Below are 24,788 nucleotides of genomic sequence, written 5' to 3'. Positions count from 1 at the left end.
TTGAAAAACTGCTTACTGTTAATAAATGTTTTTTCATAATTTCATGTTTTTTCTTTTTATATAAGCAAGGGAAATCAATCGCCATTTTCCTTTATTTCGCAATAAAAGCTATTTTAACATCTTTAAATAATGGCATATTAAAGAGAATGGCGAAAGTGCTACGCACTAACCCTGGCTCGTATAAGCATTTTTTTGGAATATTCCCAAATTTTATTTGGGAAAGTAGTCTAAACATTTATATTTGGATAAACTTGAATTACTATGAAAACGAAACTCGCTAACACTCACTTTTGCAAATAAATAATTAGAACAACTCTATAAAATATATCTGCTATAAAGGTTCTAGCGAAAGAAACACATAAATGTGTTTAGTCGTTTTCATTCCAAAAAAATCATGACATTCTATATTAAATTATAAAGATTATTATATTTAAGTTTTAGGTTTTTACATTTTGAAAATACTAAATAAGCAAAATTTCGTTAAAGGAAAAATAACTGTTTGAGCGTAGTTTTACGAAGCGAGTTTTATTTTTTCTTTATAAGAAAGTTTTGCGTAAAGCGGGGTTGTAAGGGCATGGCGTTTGATGCCCTTACGTTACAAAAAACTTGAATAAAAAAATAAAAGAACTATTATTAACCATACTATTTATAAATAAAATTATAAAAGTCTTTAAGAGGGATACTTAAAAATTAGATTTAATTTTTTTTATAAGATTATAAAATTAATTGTTATAGAATTTTATTTCTATTTTCTAAATGAGGTTTAGTGTTAGTTGAAATTTATAAAAAAAATTCTCTTAAATCGTTTTACCGACTAAGAGAATTGTATAAAATAAAAGCATTGATTTTGTTTCACCAATGCTTTTCTCACAATATTTAATAATAGTAATTACAATAAATTTCAACATAGCTGGCAAAAAAATATTAAATTGTATTTAATTTTTTCCACCAAATCCAAGTTTGTTTAATCATTGTAATCACTCCTTAAAATTTTTATTTATTATTTTACTCTACAAATAATATACCATAAAAAATGTATTTTGTAAAATATATTTTATTAATTTAACCATAACTTTCGCTAATGATTAATTTGTACTTGCTGTTCCATTTTCTTCCTGTAATTTTTTGTCATCCCATATTTTAAAGAATGGATAGTAAATAGCCGCTGTTATGAAGAAGTTTACTACTTGTATGGCTGCTCCTGTCCAATGGCTCGTTGCGAGAAAACCAGATATGAAAGGCGGCGTTGTCCAAGGCAAGGCAACTCCAGTTACTTTTGCAACTAATCCTGAGTACATAGCTAGATAAGTAACCATTACTGTAACTAAAGGAGCCAATATAAACGGAATAATTAAAATAGGATTCATAACTATTGGAAGTCCAAATAAAATAGGTTCATTAATATTGAAAAAAGCAGGACCAATTGCTAATTTACCAATTTCTTTAAGCTGTTTGCTCTTAGAAAGGAAAAGCAGCATAATAGCAAGAGAGAAAGTTGTTCCAGAACCTCCCATATTGTGAAATATATCAAAAAACTGAGTTGTAACTATATTTGGAAGAGGTTTTCCAGCACTAAGCGCAATTCTATTCTGATCCATTAATGTATCCAGTACAGGTCTTGCTATACCTCCTGTTACTAGGTTTGAACCATGTATTCCAGCAGTCCATAGTAAATTAGTTATGAAAGAAAGTCCCATCATTCCAAAGAAAGATCCTCCCAATGCTGTAAGCGGTTTAGTTAAGACCATTTCAACAACTTTATGTATATTTCCAAATGGAGAAACTTCAAATGCAATTCTTATCATAAGCGAAATCATAATAACAAAAAAACCTGGAATTAATGCCGCAAATGATTTTGATACTGCAGGTGGTACAGAATCAGGCATTTTAATAACAATATTCTTTTTCACAATAAAGTTTACAATTTCTATTGCCAAAAGAGACATTATTATAGCTACGAATAATCCTCCGCTTCCCATACTAGGCAGTGGGATACCATTATGAAATGGAGTTACAAGTAAAAATGCCAAAACTCCTAAGATTGTACTGGAAATTTCATCTAATTTATAGTGCTGAGCCAATTTATATGAAATACCGATACACGCAATAAATCCTAATAAATTAAATGTTACATCAACAGGATAAGATAACCATTTTGCAATAATCTGCCCAACTGCATTATATTTATAAAAATTAGCTAATGCTGGTATTGGCAAGTTTCCTAAAATCAAAAATACAGATCCTGCAATAATAAATGGCAATGTAATGACCATTCCATCTTTGATTGCCGCTAAATGTCTCTGATTAGCCACTTTTACAGCGACAGGCATTAACTTTTCTTCTAAAAACTGTGTAAATTTGTCCATAATATTAGCCATATTAATTCCTCCTAAAAAATGATTATTTTAAAAATTTAATATCTTCAGTATGAAAAAAAAACCTCTTTTATAAAAACAAATACCGGTATTCATGGTTTAAAATCATTTTTACCGATATTTGAACTCTAACAAAAGTATAATATAAATTGAGCTATTTAATTAAATTTAACGCCTGATCTAACACTTTCGCCCCATTCATCATTCCATAATCAACCATATTAATTACATCTATGTTAATGTTATTTTCTTCAGCGATTTTTTGAGCTTCTGGCAAGGCATATTTAACTTGCGGCCCCAATAAAATAACGTCAGCTTTTGGAAATTCTTCTTTTGCCTTGTCAAGTGGTTCTGCCCAAATTTCAGCTTCGATTCCTCTTTTTTCAGCCTCAGCTTTCATTTTGTTTACCAATAGGCTAGTAGACATTCCTGCTGCGCAGCATAATAAGATTTTTTTCATTTCGGATCATCCTTCCTTATTTCATTTATTTTTTAAGTACATTTTCATTGTTTTATATTCCAATGAGTTCCAATGAGCTTAACTTTTATATTCATAGTATACCATTAATTTTCTATAAGTCAAATTTTATAAAAAAACCATTATTTTTCGTCTATATTTTGTTTTAAATATAATCAAAATAAGGTTTTACAAATTTAAAAATAAAATAAGTGATAAAAAAATATATATTTTTTCGTTTATTATTTTAAATGATTATTTTAAAAAAATAAAATTTTTATAGGAATTTTATAATTTTTATTTGGCTTTTAGCATTTTGGAAGTACTTTATATAGATTTTGAAGTCAGTAAAGCTCTGTTCCATTATCTGTTCATTTTTTAAAGTAAGAATTTCGTTAAAATATCCATCGTCAACTAGAATTCTAAGCTCATTTTCCAAATGATTCTGACGCATGAGATTGGACATATCAAGCTGAAGGAAAAAAGGAGTACGGTATTTTCTTTTTATGTTCAAAACCTCTGATTCACGTTTTAAGTTATTTTTTAAGGATTGTCCCAAATCAAGCAGCAAAACTTTTTTTAACTGCTTTTCTATATTGTTTTTAAATTGCTTTTTTGTAAAAATAACATTTGTATAAACATAATCGTAATTTTTCTTCAAAATATACTTTTTTATCAATTCATAAGTAGCGTGAAAATCTTTTACATCATTTTTTATCAAGTCCATAATGCTGTTTATATGCTGAACAAGCTCCTTGTTTTTCTCTTCAGAAGATTTACTGTTATCAATTATCTTAAAACGAATTTTTTCCACTTTATTATTTACATGTTCTCCAACCTTAATTTTTTCATAGACAACCTTGATGTCAGAAAAAAGATTTATAGTTTCAATCGCTTTTTTTAAAACCTGTTTTTCAAAGTCAAAAAAACGTTCATATTTATCCCCGGTATCAAACATTTCTTTTAGTCTTTCTAACGTAATTACAGTATTATTATTATAGTTTTTATCAGAAATTAAATAAGTATAAAAATTATAAGTAGCCTCGTTTCCCATAAAAACCAGAAAATCAAATCTAAGAAGTGAGAATAAAGTATTATTTTTCCTGGCATTTTGAATTTCTCTTGCAAATTGAAATTCAATTTTGGAATAAACAATATTGTAAGACACCAAAATTGGAAATCTTCCATAAAGCACAATTTTATCATTACTAGAAATCGAAAATTCTAGCTTTTTCACTTGTAAATTATCCAAAAATTTTTTCAATTGCTCAAATGTAGAAAATTTAAGCACATCTAATATTTCATTTAAATCAACATCTTGTAAAATAGTCGCTTTCTCAAATTTTTCCAGCAACTTATATTCCATAAAAAGAAACTTTAAAAAATATTTTTCTTTTTTATTCAATACCTTTGAAAATGAAATTTTTATTTTTTTATTTTCTAAAAAATGTTTGTTAATTGGTGCATAAATATCCATAATGTGATTTTTCTCCTTTAATAAAGATTTTGTGAAATATTTTATTATAAATTTATATTTTTTAAAATTTTCAATATATATTATACACGAAAAAAGATATAATTGTAAATCGTTTATTTTCATAGAATATTGGATTTATGCTTTAATTAATAATAAAATTAATAAAAATAGACGAAAAATGAATTAAAAATATGAAAAATTGACATACAGGGAAACGTGTGTTATAACAAAATTAAGAAGAAATTTTAATATAAAATTTGATAAAACTAAAAAATAATTATTTAGGAGGATTTACTATGGCTGAAGAAATATTGGATATTGAAATGATTGCAATGACATTGATTGGACAGGCAGGAGAAACTAAAAGTTTGGCTTATCAGGCTATGAATGCGGCGAAGGCAGGGAAGTTTGATGAAGCGGAAGAATTTATGAAACAGTCTACTGAGGAAATGCTGAAAGCACATGAATTGCAGACAGATTTGATTGTGAGAGAAGCAGGTGGAGAAAAAATTGATGTTGGATTAATTATGGTACATTCACAGGATCATTTGATGACAGCAATTTTGTTTAAGGAGCTGGCAAAGGAATTTATCGAAGTGTACAAGAGATTGGAACAAAAATAGTTTTGGATTGAATTTTGAAATATATTAACGGGGCAATTACGTATAAAAGTATTATTTTATGTGTGAGTGTCCTGTATTCATAATAAAGGGATTTAGATTAAACCTCGTTGAATAACAAAGTTATTAAAGACTTTTTTACAAGGGATAAAAACCAATATTCCAAAATAATTAAATATAACTTTTTTAAATGGGAAAGTATTAATTAGAAGGCAATAATGAGGAAGTAAAAATTGAAAAATGATGTACTAATGAAATTTGATAAATTTTTACAAAATGCTGTCTTACAAATAAAATTTAGGAGGATGAAAATGATAAATAAGGGATTTCCAGAAGGATTTCTGTGGGGAGGAGCGGTCGCGGCTCATCAGCTTGAAGGTGGATGGAATGAAGGTGGAAAAGGACCAAGCACAGCGGATGTAATGACTGCTGGAGCACATGGAGTTCCCAGAGAAATCACTGATGGAATAATAGAAGGAAAAAATTATCCAAATCATGAAGCAATAGACTTTTATCATAGATATAAGGAAGATGTGGCATTGTTTGCGGAAATGGGATTTAAATGTTTTAGAACTTCTATTGGATGGAGCAGAATTTTTCCTAATGGAGATGACGAACAGCCAAATGAGGCAGGACTGCAATTTTATGATGATTTGTTTGATGAATTATTAAAATATGGAATTGAGCCTGTAATTACATTGTCGCACTTTGAGATTCCATATAATCTTGTAAAAAATTATGGTGGATTTAGAAGCAGAAAAGTAATTGATTTTTTTGAAAAGTTTGCAATTACCGTTTTTGAAAGATATAAAAATAAAGTAAAATACTGGATGACATTTAATGAAATCAATAATCAGGCTTCAAATCTTGATGTTGATATATTTGCATTCACTTGTTCTGGAGTTACTTACAAAGATGGTGAAAACCGTGAGGAAACAATGTATCAAGTTGTTCATAATGAATTTGTGGCAAGTGCAAGAGCCGTCAGAGCTGGTAAAAAAATAAATCCTGATTTTCAAATTGGATGTATGGTTGCGTTTGTACCTATTTATCCATATTCATGCAATCCTGACGATATGATGAAATCTGTAGAAGAAATGCACAAGAGATGGCACTTTCTTGATGTTCATGTAAGAGGGGAGTATCCTGCCTACACTAAGAAAATGTGGGAAAGAAAAGGATTTAACATACATATTGAGCCGCAGGATTTGATTGACTTGAAGGAAGGAACTGTTGATTATATTGGATTCAGCTATTATATGTCGTCAGTTGACAAGGCAGATAAATCAGATGTGGAAAGTGGGGACAAATTAGTTGGAAGTGTTAAAAACCCATACATAAAAGAATCTGACTGGGGCTGGCCAATTGATCCTGTTGGACTTCGATACGCTCTTAACATAATGTATGAAAGATACAGCAAGCCTTTATTTATTGTAGAAAATGGCTTTGGAGCAATCGATGTGAAGGATGAAAAAGGTGAAGTTCACGATGATTATAGAATTGATTATTTAAGAAGACACATTGAAGAAATGCAGAAAGCGATTGAAATTGATGGTGTGGAACTTTTGGGATATACTCCTTGGGGATGTATTGACTTGGTTTCATTCACAACTGGAGAAATGAAAAAGCGATACGGATTTATTTATGTGGATAAAAATAATGATGGGAGCGGAACGCTGGAAAGAAGTAAAAAAGACTCATTTTACTGGTATAAGAAAGTAATTGAAAGCAATGGAAAGGAATTGTAAAAAGGATAATTATTATGATGAAAATAGGAATTATTGGAAATGGCAAAAGTGCAAACAGATACCATCTGCCATTTTTACTGCAAAGAAAAGATAAAATAAAAGTGAAGACTATTGTTACAAATAATTTGGAAAATAAGACTTGGAAGAGAATAGACGGGATTAATTATACTGATAAAATTGAAGAACTGTATAACGATTCTGAAATTGATCTGGTTGTTATCTGCCTAAGATCTGACTTGCATTATAAATACGCTAAAGAAGTGCTGGAACATGGAAAAAACTGCCTTGTGGAAAAGCCTTTTGTTGAAACTTTGGAAGAAGCGCAGGAGTTATTTAGGTTAGCTAAGGAAAAAGGTCTAATTGTGCAGCCTTATCACAATAGAAGATTTGACAGCGATTTCTTGATCACAATGAAAGTGATTGAAAGCGGAAAATTAGGAGAAATTTTGGAAATTGAGTCTAACTATGATTATTACAGGGCAGAAGTGCCTGAAAATGTGAAAGAATATGATGGAAAACAGGCAAATACATTTTTATATGGGCATGGAACGCATGTCTTGGATCAGATAATTTCACGGTATGGTAATCCTAATAAAGTGAATTATGATGTGAGACAGCTTCTTGGAGCAAATCGGATGAATGACTATTATGATATAGATTTATTTTATGAAAGGGAAAATGGGAAAAGTTTAAAAGTCAGTGTAAAAGGAAGCTACTTTAGGATAAAACCTAGAGCCTCATTTATTGTATACGGAACTAAAGGGTGCTTTATAAAAGAAACGGAGGATAGACAAGAAGAACATCTGAAGTTGTTTTATATGCCGGATAATGCAGATTTTGGAATGGATTTGCCAAAACATTATGGGACGTTAATTTATTATGATAATAACGGAAATTACCATGAGGAAAAAGTTATTTCGGAAAAAGGTGATTATGGCAGAATTTATGATGATTTATATGAGGCAATAAAAAATGGGAAAGAAAAAACTGTCAAGGATGAGGAAATACTTTGCCAGATAAAGATTTTGGAAGAGGGAAGTAAGGATTTGAAATAGTTTTTTTATAGAAAAGAGGGAGTTTTAATTTTTCCCTCTATTTTTATTTGTATCAAAGTTTTTAAAGTTATACTAAACCTCATTTAAATAACGAATTTATTACAAATTTTTCTAATTAAAGGGTATAAACTTAATATTTTCAAATGATTAAAACATAATTTTCATTTTTTAAACAGATTCAAGTATAAATTAATCCGTCGGAGCATTTTTCTGTGCTGGCAAAACTGTCTGAGCATAGCGAGTTTTTTGGCAGTGCAGAAAAATGTCGTAGACTAGCCATAGGTTATTGCGTAGCAATCTTGCCACAATTTTAATTATTAGGATAAACCTTTACTGCAAGATAAGGTTTTGCGCCAATGAGCAATCCTACGAAAATAAAAAAGAAAAAACATAGTAATATGAAAAAATATTTATTAATAAAATGTACAAAAAATAATAAAAAATAATTTAGTTGAATGATTATGAATTAATTATCAAACAACTCTATTATAAAAATTTATTCCTATTTTCAAAAGGGGGCTTAGTATTAAATATAGTAGTTATTATTATTTAATTTTATTTAAACATATAAAAAAATTATTATTCAAAGAAAAGTTTGCAAATGGCATTAAAATTTGTTATCATAAATTTAAAGAAAATATAGTAATTCTAGTTTGAAATGAGAAATCCATTGGTTATATATTTTTAATATTATTTTTAGGTGGATTGACTATAAATATTGAAATTCAAGGGAGAGATAGTGGTGGAAAATATTATTTCTATGAATGATATGGGGAAAAAGGAAATTCTTGATATTTTAGAGCTGGCAAGGAAGATTGAAGACTGTTCGGAAGAGGAAAAATTTAAGTTTTTACGTGGGAAAATAATTTCTACTTTGTTTTTTGAGCCAAGTACACGTACTAAAATGTCGTTTGAATCTGCTGCAATGAGGCTTGGCGCAAATGTTTTATCATTACCGCCTGTGGAGCAGTCGTCTGTAAAAAAAGGGGAATCCTTTAGAGATACAATAAAAATGGTGGAAGCGTATTCAGACGTAATAGTTGTAAGACACCCGTTTGACGGAGCAGCTAGGCTTGCCTCAGAAACATCACGAAAACCTGTAATTAATGCAGGAGATGGCTCTAACCAGCACCCTAGCCAGACTTTACTCGATCTGTACACAATTCTGGAGGAAAAAGAGACACTTGAAAATTTACAAATTGCATTTGTTGGGGATTTGAAGTATGGAAGGACAGTTCATTCATTAGTAAAGGCGCTTACACACTTTAAACCGGTAATTTATTTTGTAGCACCACAAATTTTGCAAATGCCAGATTATTTATTGGAAGATCTGAAAAAAAATGGGATAAAATATGAAATTTTAGAGGATTTCAGGGATTGTCTTGATAAAATTGACGTTTTTTACATGACTCGGATTCAGAAGGAAAGATTTCTAGATATTGAAGATTATGAGAAAGTAAGGGGTATTTATGTTATAAACCGTGAAAATATCGAAGGAAAATGTAAAGATGATATGATAATTTTACATCCTTTGCCAAGAGTAGACGAAATTGATACAAATTTAGACAACACAAAATATGCTTTATATTTTAAACAGGCTAAAAATGGGATTCCTGTAAGACAGGCAATGATGATGGCTGTTTTAAAAAAAGACAAGGAGTTTTTTCTGTAAATTTATTATTTTGAAATAGAAAATTTATATTTAAGAAAGGAAAGGATTATGTCTGAAGGAAGAGAATTGCTGATACGGGCAATAAAACATGGAATTGTAATAGATCACATCCCGTCAGAAAAAGTTTTTGCAATTGTGGAAATTTTAAAATTAAAGGAATATAGTGAAAGAATCACAGTCGCAACAAATATGCCAAGCAGTTCACTTGGGAGAAAAGGGATTATAAAGATTGAGGAAAAAATATTAGAAGAAAAGGAATTAAACAATATTTCACTGCTAGCTCCAAATGTTACAATAAACATAATTGATAATTATGAAGTTGTAGAAAAGTCAAAATTAGAAAAATTGGATAAAGTTATCGGACTTATGAAATGTGATAATCCAAAATGTATTTCGAATCATGAAAATATTGAAACAAAATTTATTCGTATAAAAGAAAATTCTGAAAAATTAGATGAAAATAATTTGGAAGAAAAATCGAAATATAAATGTTTTTATTGTGAAAAAGTAATTTTAGAAGATGAAATACAGATACAATAAGTTAAGAATAGTTCATCGAAAGAAAGGAAAGGTCAATGCCTAAAATAATTATAGAATCAAAAATGTCTTCTAATGGTAGAGAAGATAGTTTTAAATTAAAAATAAATGATGAAAAAATTGTAGAAATAAAATCTAATGGAGAAACAGAGATTGATGTAGATTATGGAGAACAAACACTTCAAATGTATAATAATTTTTTAATGAAAACGCCCAAAAAAGTTATAAATGTGGAATCAGCTGATCAAAAATATAAAATTACACTTCACTATAAAGCATGGGGAATCACAGCTTTTTTACACCTTGTAATGATGGTATTGATTGCTGTTTTTAAATCGAATCCACTTTTTACAGTATTCCCGATAGTTACAATAGAATTTCTGTTTCTGATTTTTATAGGAGCGTTTGAAATAAGACAAGTTAAAAGAAAGGATAGTTAAAAAATGGCTAAAATTGATGAGAGAGCAAAAGATCGAATATTTGTTGCATTGGATTATAATAATATGGAAGAAGCGAAAAAGCTGGTTGAAGAGCTGGGGGATAATATTTCTATGTACAAAGTTGGGCTGGAAAGCTATCTTAATACAGATGGAAAATTAGTTGATTACTTGCATGAAAATGGAAAGAAAGTATTTTTAGACTTGAAGTTTCACGATATTACAAATACTGTGAAAATGGCTTGTGCGAATGCTATTGAAAAAAATGTGTTTATGTTTAATATCCATTGCTCAAATGGAAGCAAAACTATGAAGGAAGTTGCTGAATTGGTAAAAAAAAGCAAATCAGAAAGCCTTCTGATAGGGGTAACAATTTTGACAAATTTGGGAGAAAATGACATTTTTGAAATGTTTAAAAGTAAGCTGAAATTGGAGGAAATTGTACTAAATCTTGCTACAATTGCCAGAAATAGCGGAATGCACGGAATCGTATGTTCGCCACAGGAGGCAAAAGATGTGAAGGAAAAACTGGGAAAGGATTTTATGACAGTCTGTCCAGGTGTACGTCCTAAATTTACACTAAATGCTGATGGAAAAAGTAACGATGATCAGACACGGATTATGACACCGGCAGAGGCGATAAAACAGGGAGTGGATTTTCTTGTAGTTGGTCGTCCAGTAACTAAGGCTGAAAATCCTGCGGAAAGTGCAAGATTGATTTTGGAAGAAATTTCAGAAGTGTTATAAATTTTGTGGAATTTTTATAAAAAAATAATTACAAATATTGTAAAGATATGATAAAATAATAAGCAATCTTATTAAAATAAAATAGAAGGAGAAAATTTATGAAAAACAAAGCATTATTACTATTATTAGGAGTATTTTTAACAAGTCAGGCTGTATATAGCGAAATTAAGGACACAAAGGCTGAAACAGCGAAGAAAACAGAAATAAAACAAGTTCAGAACGAAAAATCCCCTGCAGAAAATACAAAAGCAGATTCTGAGGAGCCAAAAAATGACGAAGAAGCAGAAAATCCAGCTCCAGAAACATTGGCACCAGCAGAAAACAACGAAGTAAAGGCAGAAACTGTAAGAAAAACTGTGCCTGCAAGAGCAGAAAACAATAAGAACAAAAAGCCAGTAAAGACAAAACGTCAAAAAGCAGAAGAAAAAAGCAGAAAAACCAAAGAAAAAGATCTTTCTTCAGACGAAAAAATGAGACTTCAGCTTATAAGAATGGAAAGAATGCTGAAAACTTTGGAAGGGAAATAAAAACGTAAATATTAGTGTAATGCTCCTTTAAATCTGTACCCAAAAGTTGATTGATATTAAAGGAGTGCAAAGTCTATTTTATAAAATTTAGGAGTAAAAATGGAAGATGATAGAATTACCATTCTAAAAAATGGAATAGATGTTTTTGGAAAAAAAATTGAAATTTTGATAAATGGAGAAATTATTGAAAAAATTTCTGAAAATATTGATGAAAGCAGATTTAAAAATAATGAAAATGCACGAATTATTGATATTGAAGGAAAGTTAGTAATGCCAGGAGTTATAGATGTGCATACACACATGAGAGAGCCAGGAATTACGTACAAAGAGGATTTTACAACAGGTTCACGTGCGTGTGCCAAAGCTGGGATTACGACTTTTTATGATATGCCAAATACAATTCCTGCTACTACAACATTGGAAAATTTGCTGGAAAAGAAAAAATTGGCGAATGAAAAGTCAATTGTGAATTTTGGATTTCATTTTGGTGGAAGCAAAAATGATAATGTTGAAGAAATAAAAAAAGTTCTGAGTAGTGGTGAAGCGAATACAGTAAAAATTTTTATGAATGTAACAACTGGGGAAATGCTTATTGAAGATGATGAAATATTGAAAAAAGTATTTAAGAACTCCAAGTTGGTGCTAGTTCACGCTGAGAATGAAATGATTGACAAGGCAATAGAATTAAATAAAAATTGTGGAAAAGGGCTTTATGTTTGTCATATCCCATCAGAGAATGAATTGAAAAAAGTTATAAACGCCAAAAAAAATAATGAATTGAATACAAAAGAACATCCAATTTATGCTGAAGTTACTCCCCATCATTTATTTTTAAATACTGAAATTCGTGAAAGTACAGAGCGAAATAAAATGCTTTTGAGAATGAAACCTGAACTAAGGGAAAAATCTGACAATGAATTTTTGTGGGAAGCAATAAATCGTGGAGAAATTGACACAATTGGAACAGATCACGCTCCACATTTGATAAGCGAAAAGCTGGAAAAAATTACATTTGGAATGCCAGGAGTTGAAACTTCGCTTGCACTTATGATTAACGCTTTTAATGAAGGAAAAATATCGCTTGAAATGATTCAGAAATTAATGTGCGAAAATCCTGCGAAAATCCTGAAAATTGAAAAAAGAGGAAAATTAGAGGAAGGTTTTTTTGCCGATATAATTGTTGTTGATACTCAAAAAGAATGGATTGTTGCTGTGGATGACACAATTGAGTCAAAGTGTGGCTGGACTCCTTATGAAAATTGGGAATTGAAAGGAAAAAATACGTTGACAATTGTAAATGGTGAGATTGTTTATGAAAATGGAAAAATTAATGATATTCATAAAGGAAAAGAAATTGATTTTTCAAAGTAAGTAGTTTACCGTTATACTAATAATTGTTAAATAGTGTAGAAATAAAACAAAAAATCAAAATTTGAAAGGAAATGGGAATATGGCTAATTTAACACTGGAAGAAAAAGTGGCAAAGGCATTGTTTGATGTGAAAGCAGTAAAAATCAATGTGGGAGAGCCTTTTACGTTTGCGTCTGGAATAAAAAGTCCGATTTATTGCGATAACCGTTATGTATTAGGATTTTCAGACGAGAGAGACACGATTGTAGAAGCGTTTGTTAAGGTGCAGAAGTCAAGGGGAAAAAAGTCGTTGTAATTGAAGATTTGATTACAACAGGAAAAAGCAGCCTTATTGCAGTTGATGTACTTCAAAAGGAAGAAGTGAAGGAACTGGAAGTAAAATCAATTTTTTCTTATGGATTCGACAGTGCAAAGGAAAATTATGCAAAATATAGTTGTAAATTCAGTTCACTTTCAAATTTTGATGTTTTAATAAAATTACTAGCTCAAAGTGATTATCTGACACAGGATGAGGCGAAAATCGCTTTGGAATGGAGTAAAAATCCTGAAAAATGGGGAAGGTAAAAAACAAAAAAAGAAAGAAGGAACCGATATGAAAAAAATAGTATCAATTATTATAGGACTAGTTTTGATGTTGACATTAGTGAGCTGCCAGAATGAAAAGAAAGCTGTTGAAAATGATGTAAAAGAAACAATGGGAGCACTTCAAAAAGGAAATTTTTCTGCATTAAAGGTTGACAAACAGACTGAAAATGTATTCAAGGCATTTGAGGGAGCATATAAAAAGATGTCCTATAAAATTAACAATACGACAGAGAAAAATAAAGATAAAATTCTTGTAAATATTACTATGAAGTATCCTGATTTATCAGAAACAGCAGAAATGTTTAAAAACAGAATATCAAAAGAAGCTCAATCATTGAGTGGAAAATCAGAGGAAGAATTTAATAAGCAAAGCATGGCAATTTTAAAGGAAGTGGTAAATGAGAAATTAAATGATTCTAATTTAAAATATTTTGAGGAAACATTTGATATTACGTATATAAAACAGGGGGATAGCTGGGAAATAGAGGAAAATAATCCACAATTTATTAAAGCGGTATCTTTTAATTTCCCAATATAGTTTATTCAAAATTAGATATTTCAGAAAAACTTAAATTATAACAGTAAAAATTTTTCTGTAAAAAATGTTTGATTTTTTAAATTTTTTGTGGTATAATATTTACTGTAAAAGATGTATATGATTTTTAGGAGGAAAATATTATGGACAACAATAAATTTAATGAAGAATCAAAAGAAGAATTGGAAAGAGAAATTCAGGAATTAAAACGTCAGAAAGAAATTAGGGAGCTGCAAAGACAAAAAGAAGAACTCGAAAAGACAATGTTTGACAGCGTAGGAGGAAGCAAGGCTGCAGAAAAGGATGAAAATACCAAGAAAAAAGTTGAAAAAGGTAAACAAAATGAAAATCGTTCAGATGAAGGAACAAACTTTTTTTCAAATAAAAAGAAGATTATAATTTTGGTGGCTGTAATTTCATTAGTTGCCATTTCTGCAGGAACTGGGATTTTTTTCTTAAATTCAAATAATAAAAAGAAAAAAGCAAGTTTCAAAAATAACTCAGTGGCAAGCGTATTTCAAGGTCAAACTATGGCAAGTGTGACAACATCAAAAGCTCAAACGGATCAAATGAGCGGAAAAGAAGCGGCTGAAACTATTTTTAAGGAAGCTATTGGATTTTTTCAAAAAGGAGATTACGCTTCTCAAATTACAGATAAAGATGAACTTGAGACAACAAAAGCATTTAGCGAAGCATTTAAAAAGGTAACTTATACGATAAATAATGTGACTGAAAATGGAGATAAAGTTGTTTTAAATGTAACGCTAAAAGCTCCTGATCTATCAGAAATACGAACACTTCTTAACCAAAAAGCAGAAAAAGAAGCGCAGCAAATGAAAGGAAAATCGGCAACAGAAGAGGAGCTGAATCAAAAGATTTTTGAATGGATGAAGGAATTAATTGATCAAAAATTGAAAGATCCTAATTTAAAATATATTGAAGAAACTTTTGACATACCGTATACAAAAGTAAATGGTGAATGGACAGTGCCTGATGAGATGGATCCTAAGTTTAATAAAGTTATGAAATTTAATATGGACATGTAAAAAAAGTTATAACAGTATAAACCTTACTGTTAGTATTGTTAATTTTTAGGAGGATATTATGGATGATAGCCAATTTGGTGAAGATGCAAAAGAGCGATTAGAAAAAGAGATAGAAGAATTAAAACGCCAGAAGGAAATCCAGGATTTACAAAAAGAGAAGGAAGAGCTGGAGAAAACAGTTTATGGTGGCGTAGGAGGAAGCAGTGCCACAAATACAGGAAAAACAGAAGAATCTGCTAGAAAAACAGGTAATTCAAAAGGAAATGAGGAAGAGGATGAAGAGGAGGTTGAGGAAAAATATCTTTCAAATAGGATGACAACAATTCTGGCGGCTCTAGTTGCAATATTTATAGTTATAGTTGGATCAGGAATTTTTTATCTAAGAAGCCAGAATAAAAAGAAAAAAGAGAATTTAAAAAAGGAAATGGCGGCAATATCGAAAAATCAGAATATGCCAACTGTAACAAGTCCACAAACTTCAACTGCTGAAACAGTACAACAGCAGGAACAAAAAAAAGCAGAACAGCCAAAAGACGAACAAAAAGAAGAAACTCCTAAGGAAAGCAATGAAAAATTAGTTGTAAGAAGCCCCATAGGTGTAAAAAAAGGAAGCTACTGTGTGAATCCGAATCCTGCTGAATCTGCATTTGGTACTGATACAGTTGACGATTCATTTGCTGAGCATGGATATATGGCTGATATTGCCTTTGAGAATTGTGTAATTAACAGTGGAGACTCTGTAAAAAATACAGGACCTGTAACAATCACAGTTAGCTTAGCAGAAGAAAAAAATTACGATGCAGTAATGAATAGAAATAAATGGTATCTGGAAAATGGACAGATTAATAGAATAAGTGGACGAGACAGCAGCTTTTTATACTTTAATGGCTGGTTAATGTATAAACAAAGTAATTAATATTAATACAGGGGTAGTATAATTATTACCCTTGTTTTATTTTTTAAAATTAAAAAAGAAAAGTTAAAAAAATTTTGCATAGCAATTGACTTTTTTATTAAAATAATCTATAATTTGATAGGACTTTTATGTAAATAAAACATAATTTTAGATACTTAAATACTATAACAGCTGTAAAGTTCAGTAAAGGAGTAAAAATTGAAAAAGATACAATTTATAATAATCCCTATAATATTATCCTTTGGATTAATAATATCTTCCGCATTAATTTCAAATGCTATGAATAAAGCGAATAAGGATGAAAACAGAATTACGGTAAAGGGAGTCGCTGAACGTAGAATTAAAGCAGATAAGGCACTTATAAACATCGTTATTACCCAAAAGTCTGATAATCTGGATGAATTGAAAAAACAAATATCAGACAGGGAAACGTTGGTAACTGATTTAATTAAAAGCCTTAAAATTGATACAAATGAATATAGTATAGGAAATCTGCGTATTCAGCCCAATTATCTGGAAAATACATTAAATACAAAACAATCATCTGAAAATACTGCAACAACACTGCCAGTTGTTAAAATTTCCAGTTATGATGGGATTGAAACAATTTCAATAGTCACAAAAAATATTGATAAGGCAGAAGAGTTTTATGAAAAATTATCAGAACTTAAATTGCAAAGTAACAATATAGAAATAAATATGCCTGAATATTTTATAACAAATATTGAAAGATACAAAAAGGATTTAGTTGTCGATGCTTCAAGAAATGCTGAAATAAGAGCAATTGAGATGTTAAAAGTAAACAACAATGAAATTGGTGGACTAAAAAATATTAGTCAAGGGCAATTTGAGATACTTGAAGATACAGAAGATGTGAGAAGAATTAATGAAAATGAGGCTAATCAAATTTATAAAAAGCTAAGAGTAGTAGTAACTGCAACTTATTTGATAAAATATTAAATGTAGAAGTTAAGGCTATGATTATTTTGTCGTAGTCATGAAAATTAATAGGTTAAAAAACAAATTATAAATAAAGTAAAAATTTAGGAGGAAAAAATTAATGAAACCAGCAGCAGAATTAAGACAAGGAAGTACATATAGAAAGGACAACATCCCATATTTAATATTAAAAGCTGAAAGACATCAGTCAACATCAGGAAAAAGACAAAGAGCAGCAGAAGTTAAATTTAAAACAAAAGAATTAATTTCTGGAAAAATTCAGGAAATTACAGTTTTGGCAACTGAACTTATGGATGACATCATTCTTGACAGAAATCAAATGCAATTTTTATATGAAATTGATGGAGAATATAACTTCATGGATCAGGAAACTTTTGAGCAAATTACTTTGTCAACTGAGGATTTGGGAGACGCGGTAAACTTCCTGGAAGAAGAAATGATTATACAAGTGTTAATGTATGAAGGGACTCCGGTTGGTGTAGAATTACCAAATACTGTAGTTAGAGAAGTAACTTATACAGAGCCAGGACTAAAAGGAGATACAATCGGACGTGCAACAAAACCTGCCACAGTATCAACAGGTTACACTTTGCAAGTACCTTTGTTTGTAGCAATTGGAGATAAAATCAAAATTGATACAAGAACTGGTGAATACATCGAAAGAGCAAATTAATAAAAATTTAAAATCTAGGAATATAATAACAAAAATACAGCTATCGCAAATCGGTAGCTTTTTTTGAAAAAATAAGAAAAAATTAAATATAAATTAAAAATAAAAGAGGTAAATTTAATGAAAAATGATAAAATAAAAAGAGTTGAAGAAATGGAAAAAATCATGGATAAATCAGCAGATATTTTTAGGAAATTGAATATAGTGTTGGATAAGCTGGAAGAAAATTTGTCAGATTATAAAAAGCTGGATGAATATTACAGCAGTGAAAACTGGTTTTTAGATGTAGAAGATTTTAATAACGGTGTTTTGCCACAAGACTTGAAATGTGGAGTTTTGAGCGAAGACGGAGCTTATAATTTGTTTGGGGAAAATCATGAGCTGGCAATTAGGATGGTGGAGATTGCAGCGAAGATGTTAAGAAGATAGTTAAAATATAGAATAAAAATAAAAGTAAATAGATATTGAAATGTTTAGAAAGGAAAAATGTGAATGGAAAAAATTGTATTTAAGACAGATTTTAAAATTTTGAAAAGAAAACTCATAAAAGTATTTATCTTTATAGTGATTTTATGTTTATGGATGTTTGTTCCAAATATTCAAAATTTCCCAGTAGATGAAAGTTCTATTCATTTAAAAATTATTATTTTTCCAATTTTAAATGCAATATTTATATTGCTTTTTGAAGTACTAAAGAGAAAGGCTCAAATAATAGAAAGCAATATTTTTATGTTAGCAGCTATATTTAATTACAGCGTATTTGTTAATAGAATTCAAATAATTATTTTTATATTTAGTTATTTAGTTTTATACATTTCTTATTATTCTATGATAAAAATAGTTGTTGAGGATAAAAATGTAAAATTTTATGAATTTGGGATAAGGAAAGCTAATTTGAACTTTATGGAAAAGGAAGTCGTTTTGGAGGAAGTTTCATATGAAAGATTTGCAGGGAGGCATCCTAGAAGAACTGTTATAGTTGAAGTTTTAAGAGCTTTTAAAAAAGTAAAATATTTTGGAAGACGAATGGTTTTACAGGAAAGTACGGATTGGTTGAGTTTTGAGGACAAGGAAAAATTGAGGGAAATACTTAGTGAGAGTATTGTTTTGGAATTTAAATTTTAGATTGTGAAAGATAGACAAAATGAATACAGAAATTTATGAAAAGTCATTTTTTGAAAAGAAAATTGTAATAAAAAATGAAATAATTTATTATTTTGAAGATGATGATTTGAAAGAAGCTATTTATGTTGAAAAATTTCATAAAAGAGTTATTGAAACGGAATATGTAAATAAATAGGGCTTATTAAAAAAATAATTTGAGAAAAAAGCTGGAAGCAATGATTTATAGCATAACTTTTCATCAGGATAAATTAATTATAAACACTGGAGATGACATTAACAGAATAAAAGTTGAGCAAGTTATGAGTATAGCTGTGAATAAAGCAAGCAAATATAATTTGGAGTTTAGAATATTTAAGAAAAGGTAAGAAATACGCTATAATTTTGGTATAACTTTTACAAAAATGGTAGATTATGAATTGGTTAAGCCTGAGCGAGAGAAATTTTTGGAAATTTTGGAGGAAATATCGAAATGGTATGTTATGAATAATATTGAATTTAAAATAGAAAATTAAAAAATCAAGGGGTTGATTGAGATGAAAGATAGAACAGTAAAAGGGCTAATTTTTGTATTTTTAATTTTTGGGATATTTTCCTGTTTTAAAAAAGGGCAGGTAAATGAGGAAATTGGTATAAATAAGAATGAAAATACGATTTTGGTGGCATCATTTAATGCATTACGGCTTGGAGAGAAGCAAAAAGATTATCGGACATTTGCACAGATTTTGGCAAAGTTTGATTTAATCGGGCTGGAAGAGGTTATGAATGAGAAGGGAGTTAAAAAAACGCAAGCATATTTGGAAAAGCTGACTAATGAGAAGTGGGATTATATTATTTCGGAAAATTCTGTAGGAAGTGAAAACTATCGTGAATATTTTGCATTTATTTATAGGAAAAGCAAATTTTCTGAGGCAAGAGGGCTTGGATTTTATAAGGAAAAGGATGAGAATGAGTTTATGAGAGAGCCGTATGGTGCTTATTTTAAGGCTGGAAACTTTGATTTTGTATACATCATTGCACATTCGGTTTTTGGTGATAAGGAAAAGCAGAGACTGCTTGAGGCAGCAAATTATGTCAATGTTTATGAATATTTTTCTAAATTGACAGATGAGGATGATATAATTATCGCTGGGGATTTTAATACGCCTGCTGACAATATGGCTTTTAAAAATATGGATGCTAAATATAACGTCAAGTATGTTTTAAATCCTGAAGAAAACTTGACTACACTTTCGGATAGTAAACTTGTAAGTTCTTATGATAATTTTTTTATAAATTTTGAAAAAACAAAAGAATTTACTGGAAATTTTGGAGTTTATAACTTTATAAAAAATAATAATTATGCTATAATAAAAAAATATGTGTCAGACCATTTGTTGATATTTTCAGAATATTCAACATTGGAGGATTTAGATTAAATAGATTTATTAAAGTTAAAAATTTATTTTGTTAAGGAAAAAATATTATTAAGTAAACTGAAACTGTTGAGAAAATCTAAAAAAATATCAATGAAAAAGAAAGGAAATAAATGAAAGAAAAAGCATTAAATAGAAAATTGGTTTATAAAAAGGTTATTAATATTGGATTGCCTGTGGCAATTGAAAATATGATTTACGCACTTATGAACTTTGTTGATATGTTTATGGTGGGGAAAGAGATTGTGGCGCTTGGGCTGGGGACAGTTGCTGTTGCAGGATTGGGGTTTGCAAATCAGATGTTTATGATTTTTATGACTTCACTTTTTGGGATGAATAGTGGCGGTGGAATTTTGGCGGCTCAGTATTTTGGGAACAAGGATTACAAAAATCTGAAAAAATGTCTTGGAATAACAATAATTGTTGGATTTTTATTTTCGTTGCTATTTCTTTTCGCAGGATTGTTTACCCCAGAACTTGTAATTTCAGTATTCACAAATGACAAAAAAGTTATAGAAATAGGGGCTTCATATTTACGTATAGTAGCGTGGACTTATCCACTTGTGGGAGTTGGTTTTGCCTTTAATATGCAGCTTCGTGCAATAGGGAAAACCAAATATTCATTTTACTCAAGTGTAATAGGGCTTTTGATAAATGTAGCCATAAACTATATGTTAATTTTTGGACATTTTGGATTTCCTGCGATGGGAGTACGTGGCGCCGCGGTTGCAACAGTTATTGCGAGAATTATAAGCACTTTTTATATAATTTATGTGATTTACAAGTTAAAATTGCCAATTGCAGGGAAAATAAATGAATTATTTGATTTGTCGATGGAATTTTTTGTAAAAGTTATGAAAATATCGCTTCCTGTTTTTATTCATGAAATATTGTGGGTACTTGGTGCAAGTATGTATGTAATGATTTTTGGAAGAATGGGAACAAATTTTGCGGCTGCAGTTCAGGTTGTAAAATCAATTAGCAGTCTTGTATTGACATTGTTATTTGGACTTTCGAGCGCAACTTCGGCTATAATTGGTAACGAGATTGGTGCTGGAAGGGAAGAAAATGCTTATGACTATTCGATAATTTTATTAAAGGTGGCTGTTATTTCAGGAATTATTATAGGAGTAATTGTCTTCATTTTCAGTCCATTTATCCTGCAGCATGTAAACGAAAAAAGTTATCCGTTAGCAAGAGAAGTTGTAAAGGCGGAAGTATTTGTAATTTTTATAAAGGCAATTAGTTTACAGCTGTTAGTTGGAATTTTACGTTCGGGAGGGGATACGCTCTGGACAATGTTTGTGGACTTGATTCCGCTTTGGTTTGTTGCTATCCCAATAACATATTTTTCTGGATTACATTTAGGCTTTCCAGTTGTATTTGTATATTTACTTTCGTGCAGTGATGAAGTTATAAAAATATTTCCGTGTGTATGGAGATTAAAGAGCAAGAAGTGGATAAATAATCTAGTAAATTAGAGATTTTATAAAAATGAAATATTTAAAAGGAAAGTAGCTAAAAATAAAAGAATATGGTTAAGTTGTGAATAAAAAAGAAATTTAAGACAGTGAGGAGAATAAATTAATGAGTTTAAAGAGAAAAAAGTCTTTATTAATTGGTATTTTAACAGCCTTTACAATTTCATGTTCCACAATAAAAACTCCTCCACTTGGAGTAAATTATGAAGGTCCGTTGCGGGATAGTGATAATGTTGAGTTTCATTATGATTTGACTTATCTGGATAAGGATGGGAATATTCGGTATGACAGGAAGATTTGGGAGGCTACTTATAAGATTGTGGATGAAGCAAAGGATTATCTGATTGTGGAGATGTTTTTGTTTAATGACATTTATAATAAGGATAAGGAGCATTTTCCAGAGTTTGCTAAGGAATATACGAGAAGGCTTATTAAAAAGAAGATGGAAAATCCTGATTTGAAGGTATATGTGCTTTCAGATGAGAATAATAATTTGTATGGGGCGTTTGAGCATCCGTTTATTACGGATATGAAAAATGCTGGGATTGATGTTATAATGGTGGATATTTTTAAGCTGAAGGATACATTTCCTTGGTATTCGCCAATTTGGAGAACATTGATAGCACCTCATGGGAATCCACAGGGGAAAGGATGGATTGGAAACTTTTACGGGCCTATGTGGCCTAAATTGACTTTGAGGAATTTGTTGAGGGCATTGAATGTAAAGGCGGATCACAGAAAAATATTTTTAAATGAGGAAAATGTTGTGGTTTCGAGTGCTAACATTCACGATCCGAGTTATTTTCATGAAAATGTGGCAATATCAGCTAATGGAGAAATTACAAAAGATGTTTTGCATGGATTACAGCTTGTGGCTGAATTTTCAGATGGGAAAATCGATGTAACTGGTAAGCAGGAGAATAAAATAAATAACAGACAAATTGGAAATTTAACGGACAACCAGACAAGTGAGGAAAATAATTTTTCTGAAAGTGAAACTGAAAAGCAAGTTAAAGAAATTGAGAATAAGAAGAAAGAATTTGTGGAGGAGGAAACAAGAAGGTTTGTGCAAACTGGAGAACTTCCTGAAAAAAGTCAAAATTCTGAAAATGAAAATCAGAAAAATGGAGATACGATTACCAGATTTGATGATGAAAATAATAAGTATCAGCTTCAGTTTGTGACAGAAGCAAAAATTGGGGAGCATCTGGATAAGGACATTGACAGTACGAGAGCAGGGGATGAAATACTTATGGGTATGTATTTTTTGGCTGATAAAGGTGTTGTTAACAGATTGATAAAAGCTGCAAATCGTGGTGTAAAAGTTCGGATTATTTTTGATAGAAGTAGAGATGCTTTTGGGATGAGCACGAATGGACTGCCTAACAAACCTGTTTCTAAGAAATTGAAGAAAAAAACCAAAAATAAAATAGAAGTGAAATGGTATTTTACGAATAATGAGCAATATCACACAAAGATAACACTAATCAAAAAAACAGATGGCAATGTTATAATACACACAGGTTCGGCTAATTTAATCAAAAAAAATATACGTGGTTACATAATGGATGCTAATTTCAGAATTTTGACAAATAAAAATTCCAAGCTGACAAAGGATATTTATACATATTTTGACAGATTATGGAAAAATAAGGATGGCTTGTTTACAGTAAATTTTGATGATGAGCCAACTACGAAGGCGAGTACAGATTTTATGTATAAAATATTGGATGCAACACAATTAGGATCGTTTTAGATATAAAAAATGGTCAAAAAATTTATTAAATTAAAAATTATAAAATAAAAAGAATTTGAAAGAGAGGAATGAGAAACGAATGAAAAGAAAAATAATGTTTGCAATAGTAATTTTAGCTATTGGAATGATGTCAGTTTCGTGCTTTAAAAAGAAAAAGGAAGAAAAGAAAGAGAGCCAGCAGGCACAACAGCAGACAAAGGATATTAATACAGAGATTTTTAATCTTGGAGGACAGGCACAGGGGAATCCTGAGATAAGAAACTTAACTCCTGAAGAGCAACAGAACTTGATTGACAATCAGATTGATCCTTTAAAAGTTTCAGAAGCGCTAATAAAAGCTGAAAATGGAGATAAGGAGGCAATAATGTCCCTTGCCCAGCTTTACTATAATTTGAAAAACAATGAGAAGGTAAAACAAATTCTTCAGTACGGGGTAAACAGAAATTATCCTGAAGCAATTTATAACCTTGCAGTAATATTAAAGCAGGAAGGAAATAATGAAGAAGCTAACAAGCTGATTGCAAAACTTCCAAAAACAGCAGCTACACATGAAGGAAGACAGCAGATGCAGATGAGACAGATAAAAATGCGTCCAGGAGCGGAAGCATATAATAGAGGAGTCGATTTGATAAAGGCCAAAAGATACAGTGAAGCCAAGGCCGAATTTGAAAAGGCATACAATGCTGGTATTAAGGAAGCTGACATCAGGGTTGCACTTTTGAATAAACAGCTAAAAAATAATTCCGAGGCTGTAAGATGGTTTCAGAAAGCCGCAAACCGTGGCGTTAAGGAAGCAAATTTTGAAATAGGGGCAATACTGTATGATGGAGGAAAACAGTCAGAATCACGTCCATACCTGCTAAAAGCATACAATGCCGGAAATAAGGCAATGGCTATGCCAATCGCACTGTCGTACCATAAGCAGAATAATATGACAGAAGCCCTTAAATGGTATAAAATAGCTGCCAAGAATGGAGATAAGAATGCCGCCGCTACAGTTGAGAGAATTGAAAAAGGGGGAGTGATTACTGAGAAAAAATCAAATGACAAGCAAGTAAAAACTTTCCTTGGAAATGGGAATTCTTCTCAAAGTCTTACAGAAAGTACCCTTAGCAATGTAAAGAGCAAGAGTAAAGCTGAAGAAGCCGCAAAAAATGAAGCTAAATCAGAAAAATCAGAAAAACAGCAGGCACAAGCTTCAAAACCTGCTAATAAATCTTCAAATTCAAGCATAGATGATATTATGAAGAAAAAGGCGATGGAATATAAATAATTTTTA

At 30.3% G+C, this 24,788-nt stretch carries 25 protein-coding genes and 1 pseudogene; 23 read left to right on the top strand and 3 right to left on the bottom strand.

Features of this window, described 5'->3' with window-relative positions:
• Positions 1–1,085: 1,085 nt before the first annotated feature.
• From celB to FVE77_RS07520, 3 genes are all read right to left on the bottom strand, one after another.
• The gene (gene celB, locus FVE77_RS07530) at positions 1,086–2,378 is read right to left on the bottom strand and encodes a PTS cellobiose transporter subunit IIC (RefSeq protein WP_081690309.1); all 1,293 of its coding nucleotides are present in this window, start codon (positions 2,376–2,378) and stop codon (positions 1,086–1,088) included.
• Between the two features lie 151 nt (positions 2,379–2,529).
• Positions 2,530–2,835: a PTS sugar transporter subunit IIB gene (locus FVE77_RS07525; protein WP_026746102.1), complete on the bottom strand. Its 306-nt coding sequence runs from the start codon at positions 2,833–2,835 to the stop codon at positions 2,530–2,532.
• Positions 2,836–3,109: 274 nt separating this feature from the next.
• Positions 3,110–4,309, bottom strand: a complete 1,200-nt coding sequence (locus FVE77_RS07520; protein ID WP_026746103.1) for a replication initiation protein — start codon at positions 4,307–4,309, stop codon at positions 3,110–3,112.
• Positions 4,310–4,605: 296 nt separating this feature from the next.
• Here FVE77_RS07520 and FVE77_RS07515 point away from each other — a divergent pair, with 296 nt between their 5' ends.
• The 23 genes and pseudogenes from FVE77_RS07515 to FVE77_RS07415 all read left to right on the top strand — a co-directional run bounded on the left by FVE77_RS07515 (position 4,606) and on the right by FVE77_RS07415 (position 24,782).
• Positions 4,606–4,932, top strand: coding sequence for a PTS lactose/cellobiose transporter subunit IIA (locus tag FVE77_RS07515; protein ID WP_026746104.1), 327 nt, complete (start codon positions 4,606–4,608; stop codon positions 4,930–4,932).
• Between the two features lie 308 nt (positions 4,933–5,240).
• A complete protein-coding gene (locus tag FVE77_RS07510) occupies positions 5,241–6,677 on the top strand; it encodes a 6-phospho-beta-glucosidase (RefSeq protein WP_026746105.1) in 1,437 nt (478 codons plus the stop codon).
• A gap of 14 nt (positions 6,678–6,691) precedes the next feature.
• Positions 6,692–7,732, top strand: coding sequence for a Gfo/Idh/MocA family oxidoreductase (locus FVE77_RS07505; protein ID WP_026746106.1), 1,041 nt, complete (start codon positions 6,692–6,694; stop codon positions 7,730–7,732).
• A 742-nt stretch (positions 7,733–8,474) separates the two neighbouring features.
• Entirely contained in the window at positions 8,475–9,404 is a 930-nt protein-coding gene (gene pyrB / locus FVE77_RS07500; protein ID WP_026746107.1) for an aspartate carbamoyltransferase, read from the top strand.
• A gap of 48 nt (positions 9,405–9,452) precedes the next feature.
• Entirely contained in the window at positions 9,453–9,944 is a 492-nt protein-coding gene (gene pyrI / locus FVE77_RS07495) for an aspartate carbamoyltransferase regulatory subunit (RefSeq protein ID WP_026746108.1), read from the top strand.
• A gap of 35 nt (positions 9,945–9,979) precedes the next feature.
• Positions 9,980–10,381 carry a hypothetical protein gene (locus tag FVE77_RS07490; RefSeq protein WP_026746109.1) on the top strand — a complete coding sequence of 134 codons (402 nt, stop codon included), beginning with the start codon at positions 9,980–9,982 and terminating at the stop codon, positions 10,379–10,381.
• Positions 10,382–10,384: 3 nt separating this feature from the next.
• Entirely contained in the window at positions 10,385–11,125 is a 741-nt protein-coding gene (gene pyrF, locus FVE77_RS07485) for an orotidine-5'-phosphate decarboxylase (RefSeq protein WP_026746110.1), read from the top strand.
• 98 nt (positions 11,126–11,223) lie between these two features.
• Positions 11,224–11,652 carry a hypothetical protein gene (locus FVE77_RS07480; RefSeq protein WP_026746111.1) on the top strand — a complete coding sequence of 143 codons (429 nt, stop codon included), beginning with the start codon at positions 11,224–11,226 and terminating at the stop codon, positions 11,650–11,652.
• A 99-nt stretch (positions 11,653–11,751) separates the two neighbouring features.
• Positions 11,752–13,023, top strand: a complete 1,272-nt coding sequence (locus FVE77_RS07475) for a dihydroorotase (RefSeq protein WP_026746112.1) — start codon at positions 11,752–11,754, stop codon at positions 13,021–13,023.
• Positions 13,024–13,102: 79 nt separating this feature from the next.
• Positions 13,103–13,587: pseudogene (locus FVE77_RS07470) on the top strand (orotate phosphoribosyltransferase).
• Between the two features lie 28 nt (positions 13,588–13,615).
• On the top strand, positions 13,616–14,146 hold the full coding sequence (locus tag FVE77_RS07465; RefSeq protein ID WP_026746113.1) for a hypothetical protein: 531 nt from the start codon (positions 13,616–13,618) through the stop codon (positions 14,144–14,146).
• Positions 14,147–14,286: 140 nt separating this feature from the next.
• Positions 14,287–15,189 (top strand): hypothetical protein, encoded by a 903-nt coding sequence (locus FVE77_RS07460; protein WP_051254487.1) that lies wholly within the window; start codon positions 14,287–14,289, stop codon positions 15,187–15,189.
• A 58-nt stretch (positions 15,190–15,247) separates the two neighbouring features.
• On the top strand, positions 15,248–16,105 hold the full coding sequence (locus FVE77_RS07455; protein WP_036087897.1) for a prefoldin domain-containing protein: 858 nt from the start codon (positions 15,248–15,250) through the stop codon (positions 16,103–16,105).
• A gap of 198 nt (positions 16,106–16,303) precedes the next feature.
• Positions 16,304–17,065 (top strand): SIMPL domain-containing protein, encoded by a 762-nt coding sequence (locus FVE77_RS07450; protein ID WP_026746114.1) that lies wholly within the window; start codon positions 16,304–16,306, stop codon positions 17,063–17,065.
• A gap of 100 nt (positions 17,066–17,165) precedes the next feature.
• The gene (efp, locus tag FVE77_RS07445) at positions 17,166–17,738 is read left to right on the top strand and encodes an elongation factor P (protein ID WP_021769660.1); all 573 of its coding nucleotides are present in this window, start codon (positions 17,166–17,168) and stop codon (positions 17,736–17,738) included.
• 117 nt (positions 17,739–17,855) lie between these two features.
• Positions 17,856–18,164: a DUF4298 domain-containing protein gene (locus tag FVE77_RS07440; RefSeq protein WP_026746115.1), complete on the top strand. Its 309-nt coding sequence runs from the start codon at positions 17,856–17,858 to the stop codon at positions 18,162–18,164.
• 63 nt (positions 18,165–18,227) lie between these two features.
• A complete protein-coding gene (locus FVE77_RS07435) occupies positions 18,228–18,860 on the top strand; it encodes a hypothetical protein (protein WP_026746116.1) in 633 nt (210 codons plus the stop codon).
• Between the two features lie 19 nt (positions 18,861–18,879).
• Entirely contained in the window at positions 18,880–19,035 is a 156-nt protein-coding gene (locus tag FVE77_RS12475) for a hypothetical protein (protein ID WP_154669757.1), read from the top strand.
• A gap of 19 nt (positions 19,036–19,054) precedes the next feature.
• Positions 19,055–19,225 carry a hypothetical protein gene (locus FVE77_RS12470; RefSeq protein ID WP_172966417.1) on the top strand — a complete coding sequence of 57 codons (171 nt, stop codon included), beginning with the start codon at positions 19,055–19,057 and terminating at the stop codon, positions 19,223–19,225.
• A gap of 168 nt (positions 19,226–19,393) precedes the next feature.
• On the top strand, positions 19,394–20,275 hold the full coding sequence (locus FVE77_RS07430; protein WP_026746117.1) for an endonuclease/exonuclease/phosphatase family protein: 882 nt from the start codon (positions 19,394–19,396) through the stop codon (positions 20,273–20,275).
• 110 nt (positions 20,276–20,385) lie between these two features.
• Positions 20,386–21,753, top strand: coding sequence for an MATE family efflux transporter (locus tag FVE77_RS07425; RefSeq protein ID WP_026746118.1), 1,368 nt, complete (start codon positions 20,386–20,388; stop codon positions 21,751–21,753).
• A gap of 106 nt (positions 21,754–21,859) precedes the next feature.
• Positions 21,860–23,509 (top strand): phospholipase D family protein, encoded by a 1,650-nt coding sequence (locus FVE77_RS07420; protein ID WP_026746119.1) that lies wholly within the window; start codon positions 21,860–21,862, stop codon positions 23,507–23,509.
• A 79-nt stretch (positions 23,510–23,588) separates the two neighbouring features.
• The gene (locus FVE77_RS07415) at positions 23,589–24,782 is read left to right on the top strand and encodes an SEL1-like repeat protein (protein ID WP_026746120.1); all 1,194 of its coding nucleotides are present in this window, start codon (positions 23,589–23,591) and stop codon (positions 24,780–24,782) included.
• Positions 24,783–24,788 lie beyond the last annotated feature (6 nt).

It is taken from the genome of Leptotrichia hofstadii (assembly GCF_007990525.1).
In the GTDB taxonomy this organism is placed as follows: domain Bacteria; phylum Fusobacteriota; class Fusobacteriia; order Fusobacteriales; family Leptotrichiaceae; genus Leptotrichia; species Leptotrichia hofstadii.
Note: the sequence above shows the minus strand (reverse complement) of the source record. Positions and strands in the feature narration are given on the sequence as shown.

What these genes read in the sequence shown, in the direction of transcription:
- FVE77_RS07420 (WP_026746119.1), top strand. Translation starts at nt 21,860, where the DNA reads ATGAGTTTAAAGAGAAAAAAGTCTTTATTAATTGGTATTTTAACAGCC.
- FVE77_RS12475 (WP_154669757.1), top strand. Translation starts at nt 18,880, where the DNA reads ATGAATACAGAAATTTATGAAAAGTCATTTTTTGAAAAGAAAATTGTA.
- celB (WP_081690309.1), bottom strand. Translation starts at nt 2,378, where the DNA reads ATGGCTAATATTATGGACAAATTTACACAGTTTTTAGAAGAAAAGTTA.
- FVE77_RS07520 (WP_026746103.1), bottom strand. Translation starts at nt 4,309, where the DNA reads ATGGATATTTATGCACCAATTAACAAACATTTTTTAGAAAATAAAAAA.
- FVE77_RS07455 (WP_036087897.1), top strand. Translation starts at nt 15,248, where the DNA reads ATGGATGATAGCCAATTTGGTGAAGATGCAAAAGAGCGATTAGAAAAA.
- FVE77_RS07440 (WP_026746115.1), top strand. Translation starts at nt 17,856, where the DNA reads ATGAAAAATGATAAAATAAAAAGAGTTGAAGAAATGGAAAAAATCATG.
- FVE77_RS07460 (WP_051254487.1), top strand. Translation starts at nt 14,287, where the DNA reads ATGGACAACAATAAATTTAATGAAGAATCAAAAGAAGAATTGGAAAGA.
- FVE77_RS07490 (WP_026746109.1), top strand. Translation starts at nt 9,980, where the DNA reads ATGCCTAAAATAATTATAGAATCAAAAATGTCTTCTAATGGTAGAGAA.
- efp (WP_021769660.1), top strand. Translation starts at nt 17,166, where the DNA reads ATGAAACCAGCAGCAGAATTAAGACAAGGAAGTACATATAGAAAGGAC.
- FVE77_RS07480 (WP_026746111.1), top strand. Translation starts at nt 11,224, where the DNA reads ATGAAAAACAAAGCATTATTACTATTATTAGGAGTATTTTTAACAAGT.
- FVE77_RS07435 (WP_026746116.1), top strand. Translation starts at nt 18,228, where the DNA reads ATGGAAAAAATTGTATTTAAGACAGATTTTAAAATTTTGAAAAGAAAA.
- pyrI (WP_026746108.1), top strand. Translation starts at nt 9,453, where the DNA reads ATGTCTGAAGGAAGAGAATTGCTGATACGGGCAATAAAACATGGAATT.
- FVE77_RS07425 (WP_026746118.1), top strand. Translation starts at nt 20,386, where the DNA reads ATGAAAGAAAAAGCATTAAATAGAAAATTGGTTTATAAAAAGGTTATT.
- FVE77_RS07515 (WP_026746104.1), top strand. Translation starts at nt 4,606, where the DNA reads ATGGCTGAAGAAATATTGGATATTGAAATGATTGCAATGACATTGATT.
- FVE77_RS07465 (WP_026746113.1), top strand. Translation starts at nt 13,616, where the DNA reads ATGAAAAAAATAGTATCAATTATTATAGGACTAGTTTTGATGTTGACA.
- FVE77_RS07505 (WP_026746106.1), top strand. Translation starts at nt 6,692, where the DNA reads ATGATGAAAATAGGAATTATTGGAAATGGCAAAAGTGCAAACAGATAC.
- FVE77_RS07415 (WP_026746120.1), top strand. Translation starts at nt 23,589, where the DNA reads ATGAAAAGAAAAATAATGTTTGCAATAGTAATTTTAGCTATTGGAATG.
- FVE77_RS07510 (WP_026746105.1), top strand. Translation starts at nt 5,241, where the DNA reads ATGATAAATAAGGGATTTCCAGAAGGATTTCTGTGGGGAGGAGCGGTC.
- FVE77_RS07430 (WP_026746117.1), top strand. Translation starts at nt 19,394, where the DNA reads ATGAAAGATAGAACAGTAAAAGGGCTAATTTTTGTATTTTTAATTTTT.
- FVE77_RS07475 (WP_026746112.1), top strand. Translation starts at nt 11,752, where the DNA reads ATGGAAGATGATAGAATTACCATTCTAAAAAATGGAATAGATGTTTTT.
- pyrF (WP_026746110.1), top strand. Translation starts at nt 10,385, where the DNA reads ATGGCTAAAATTGATGAGAGAGCAAAAGATCGAATATTTGTTGCATTG.
- FVE77_RS07525 (WP_026746102.1), bottom strand. Translation starts at nt 2,835, where the DNA reads ATGAAAAAAATCTTATTATGCTGCGCAGCAGGAATGTCTACTAGCCTA.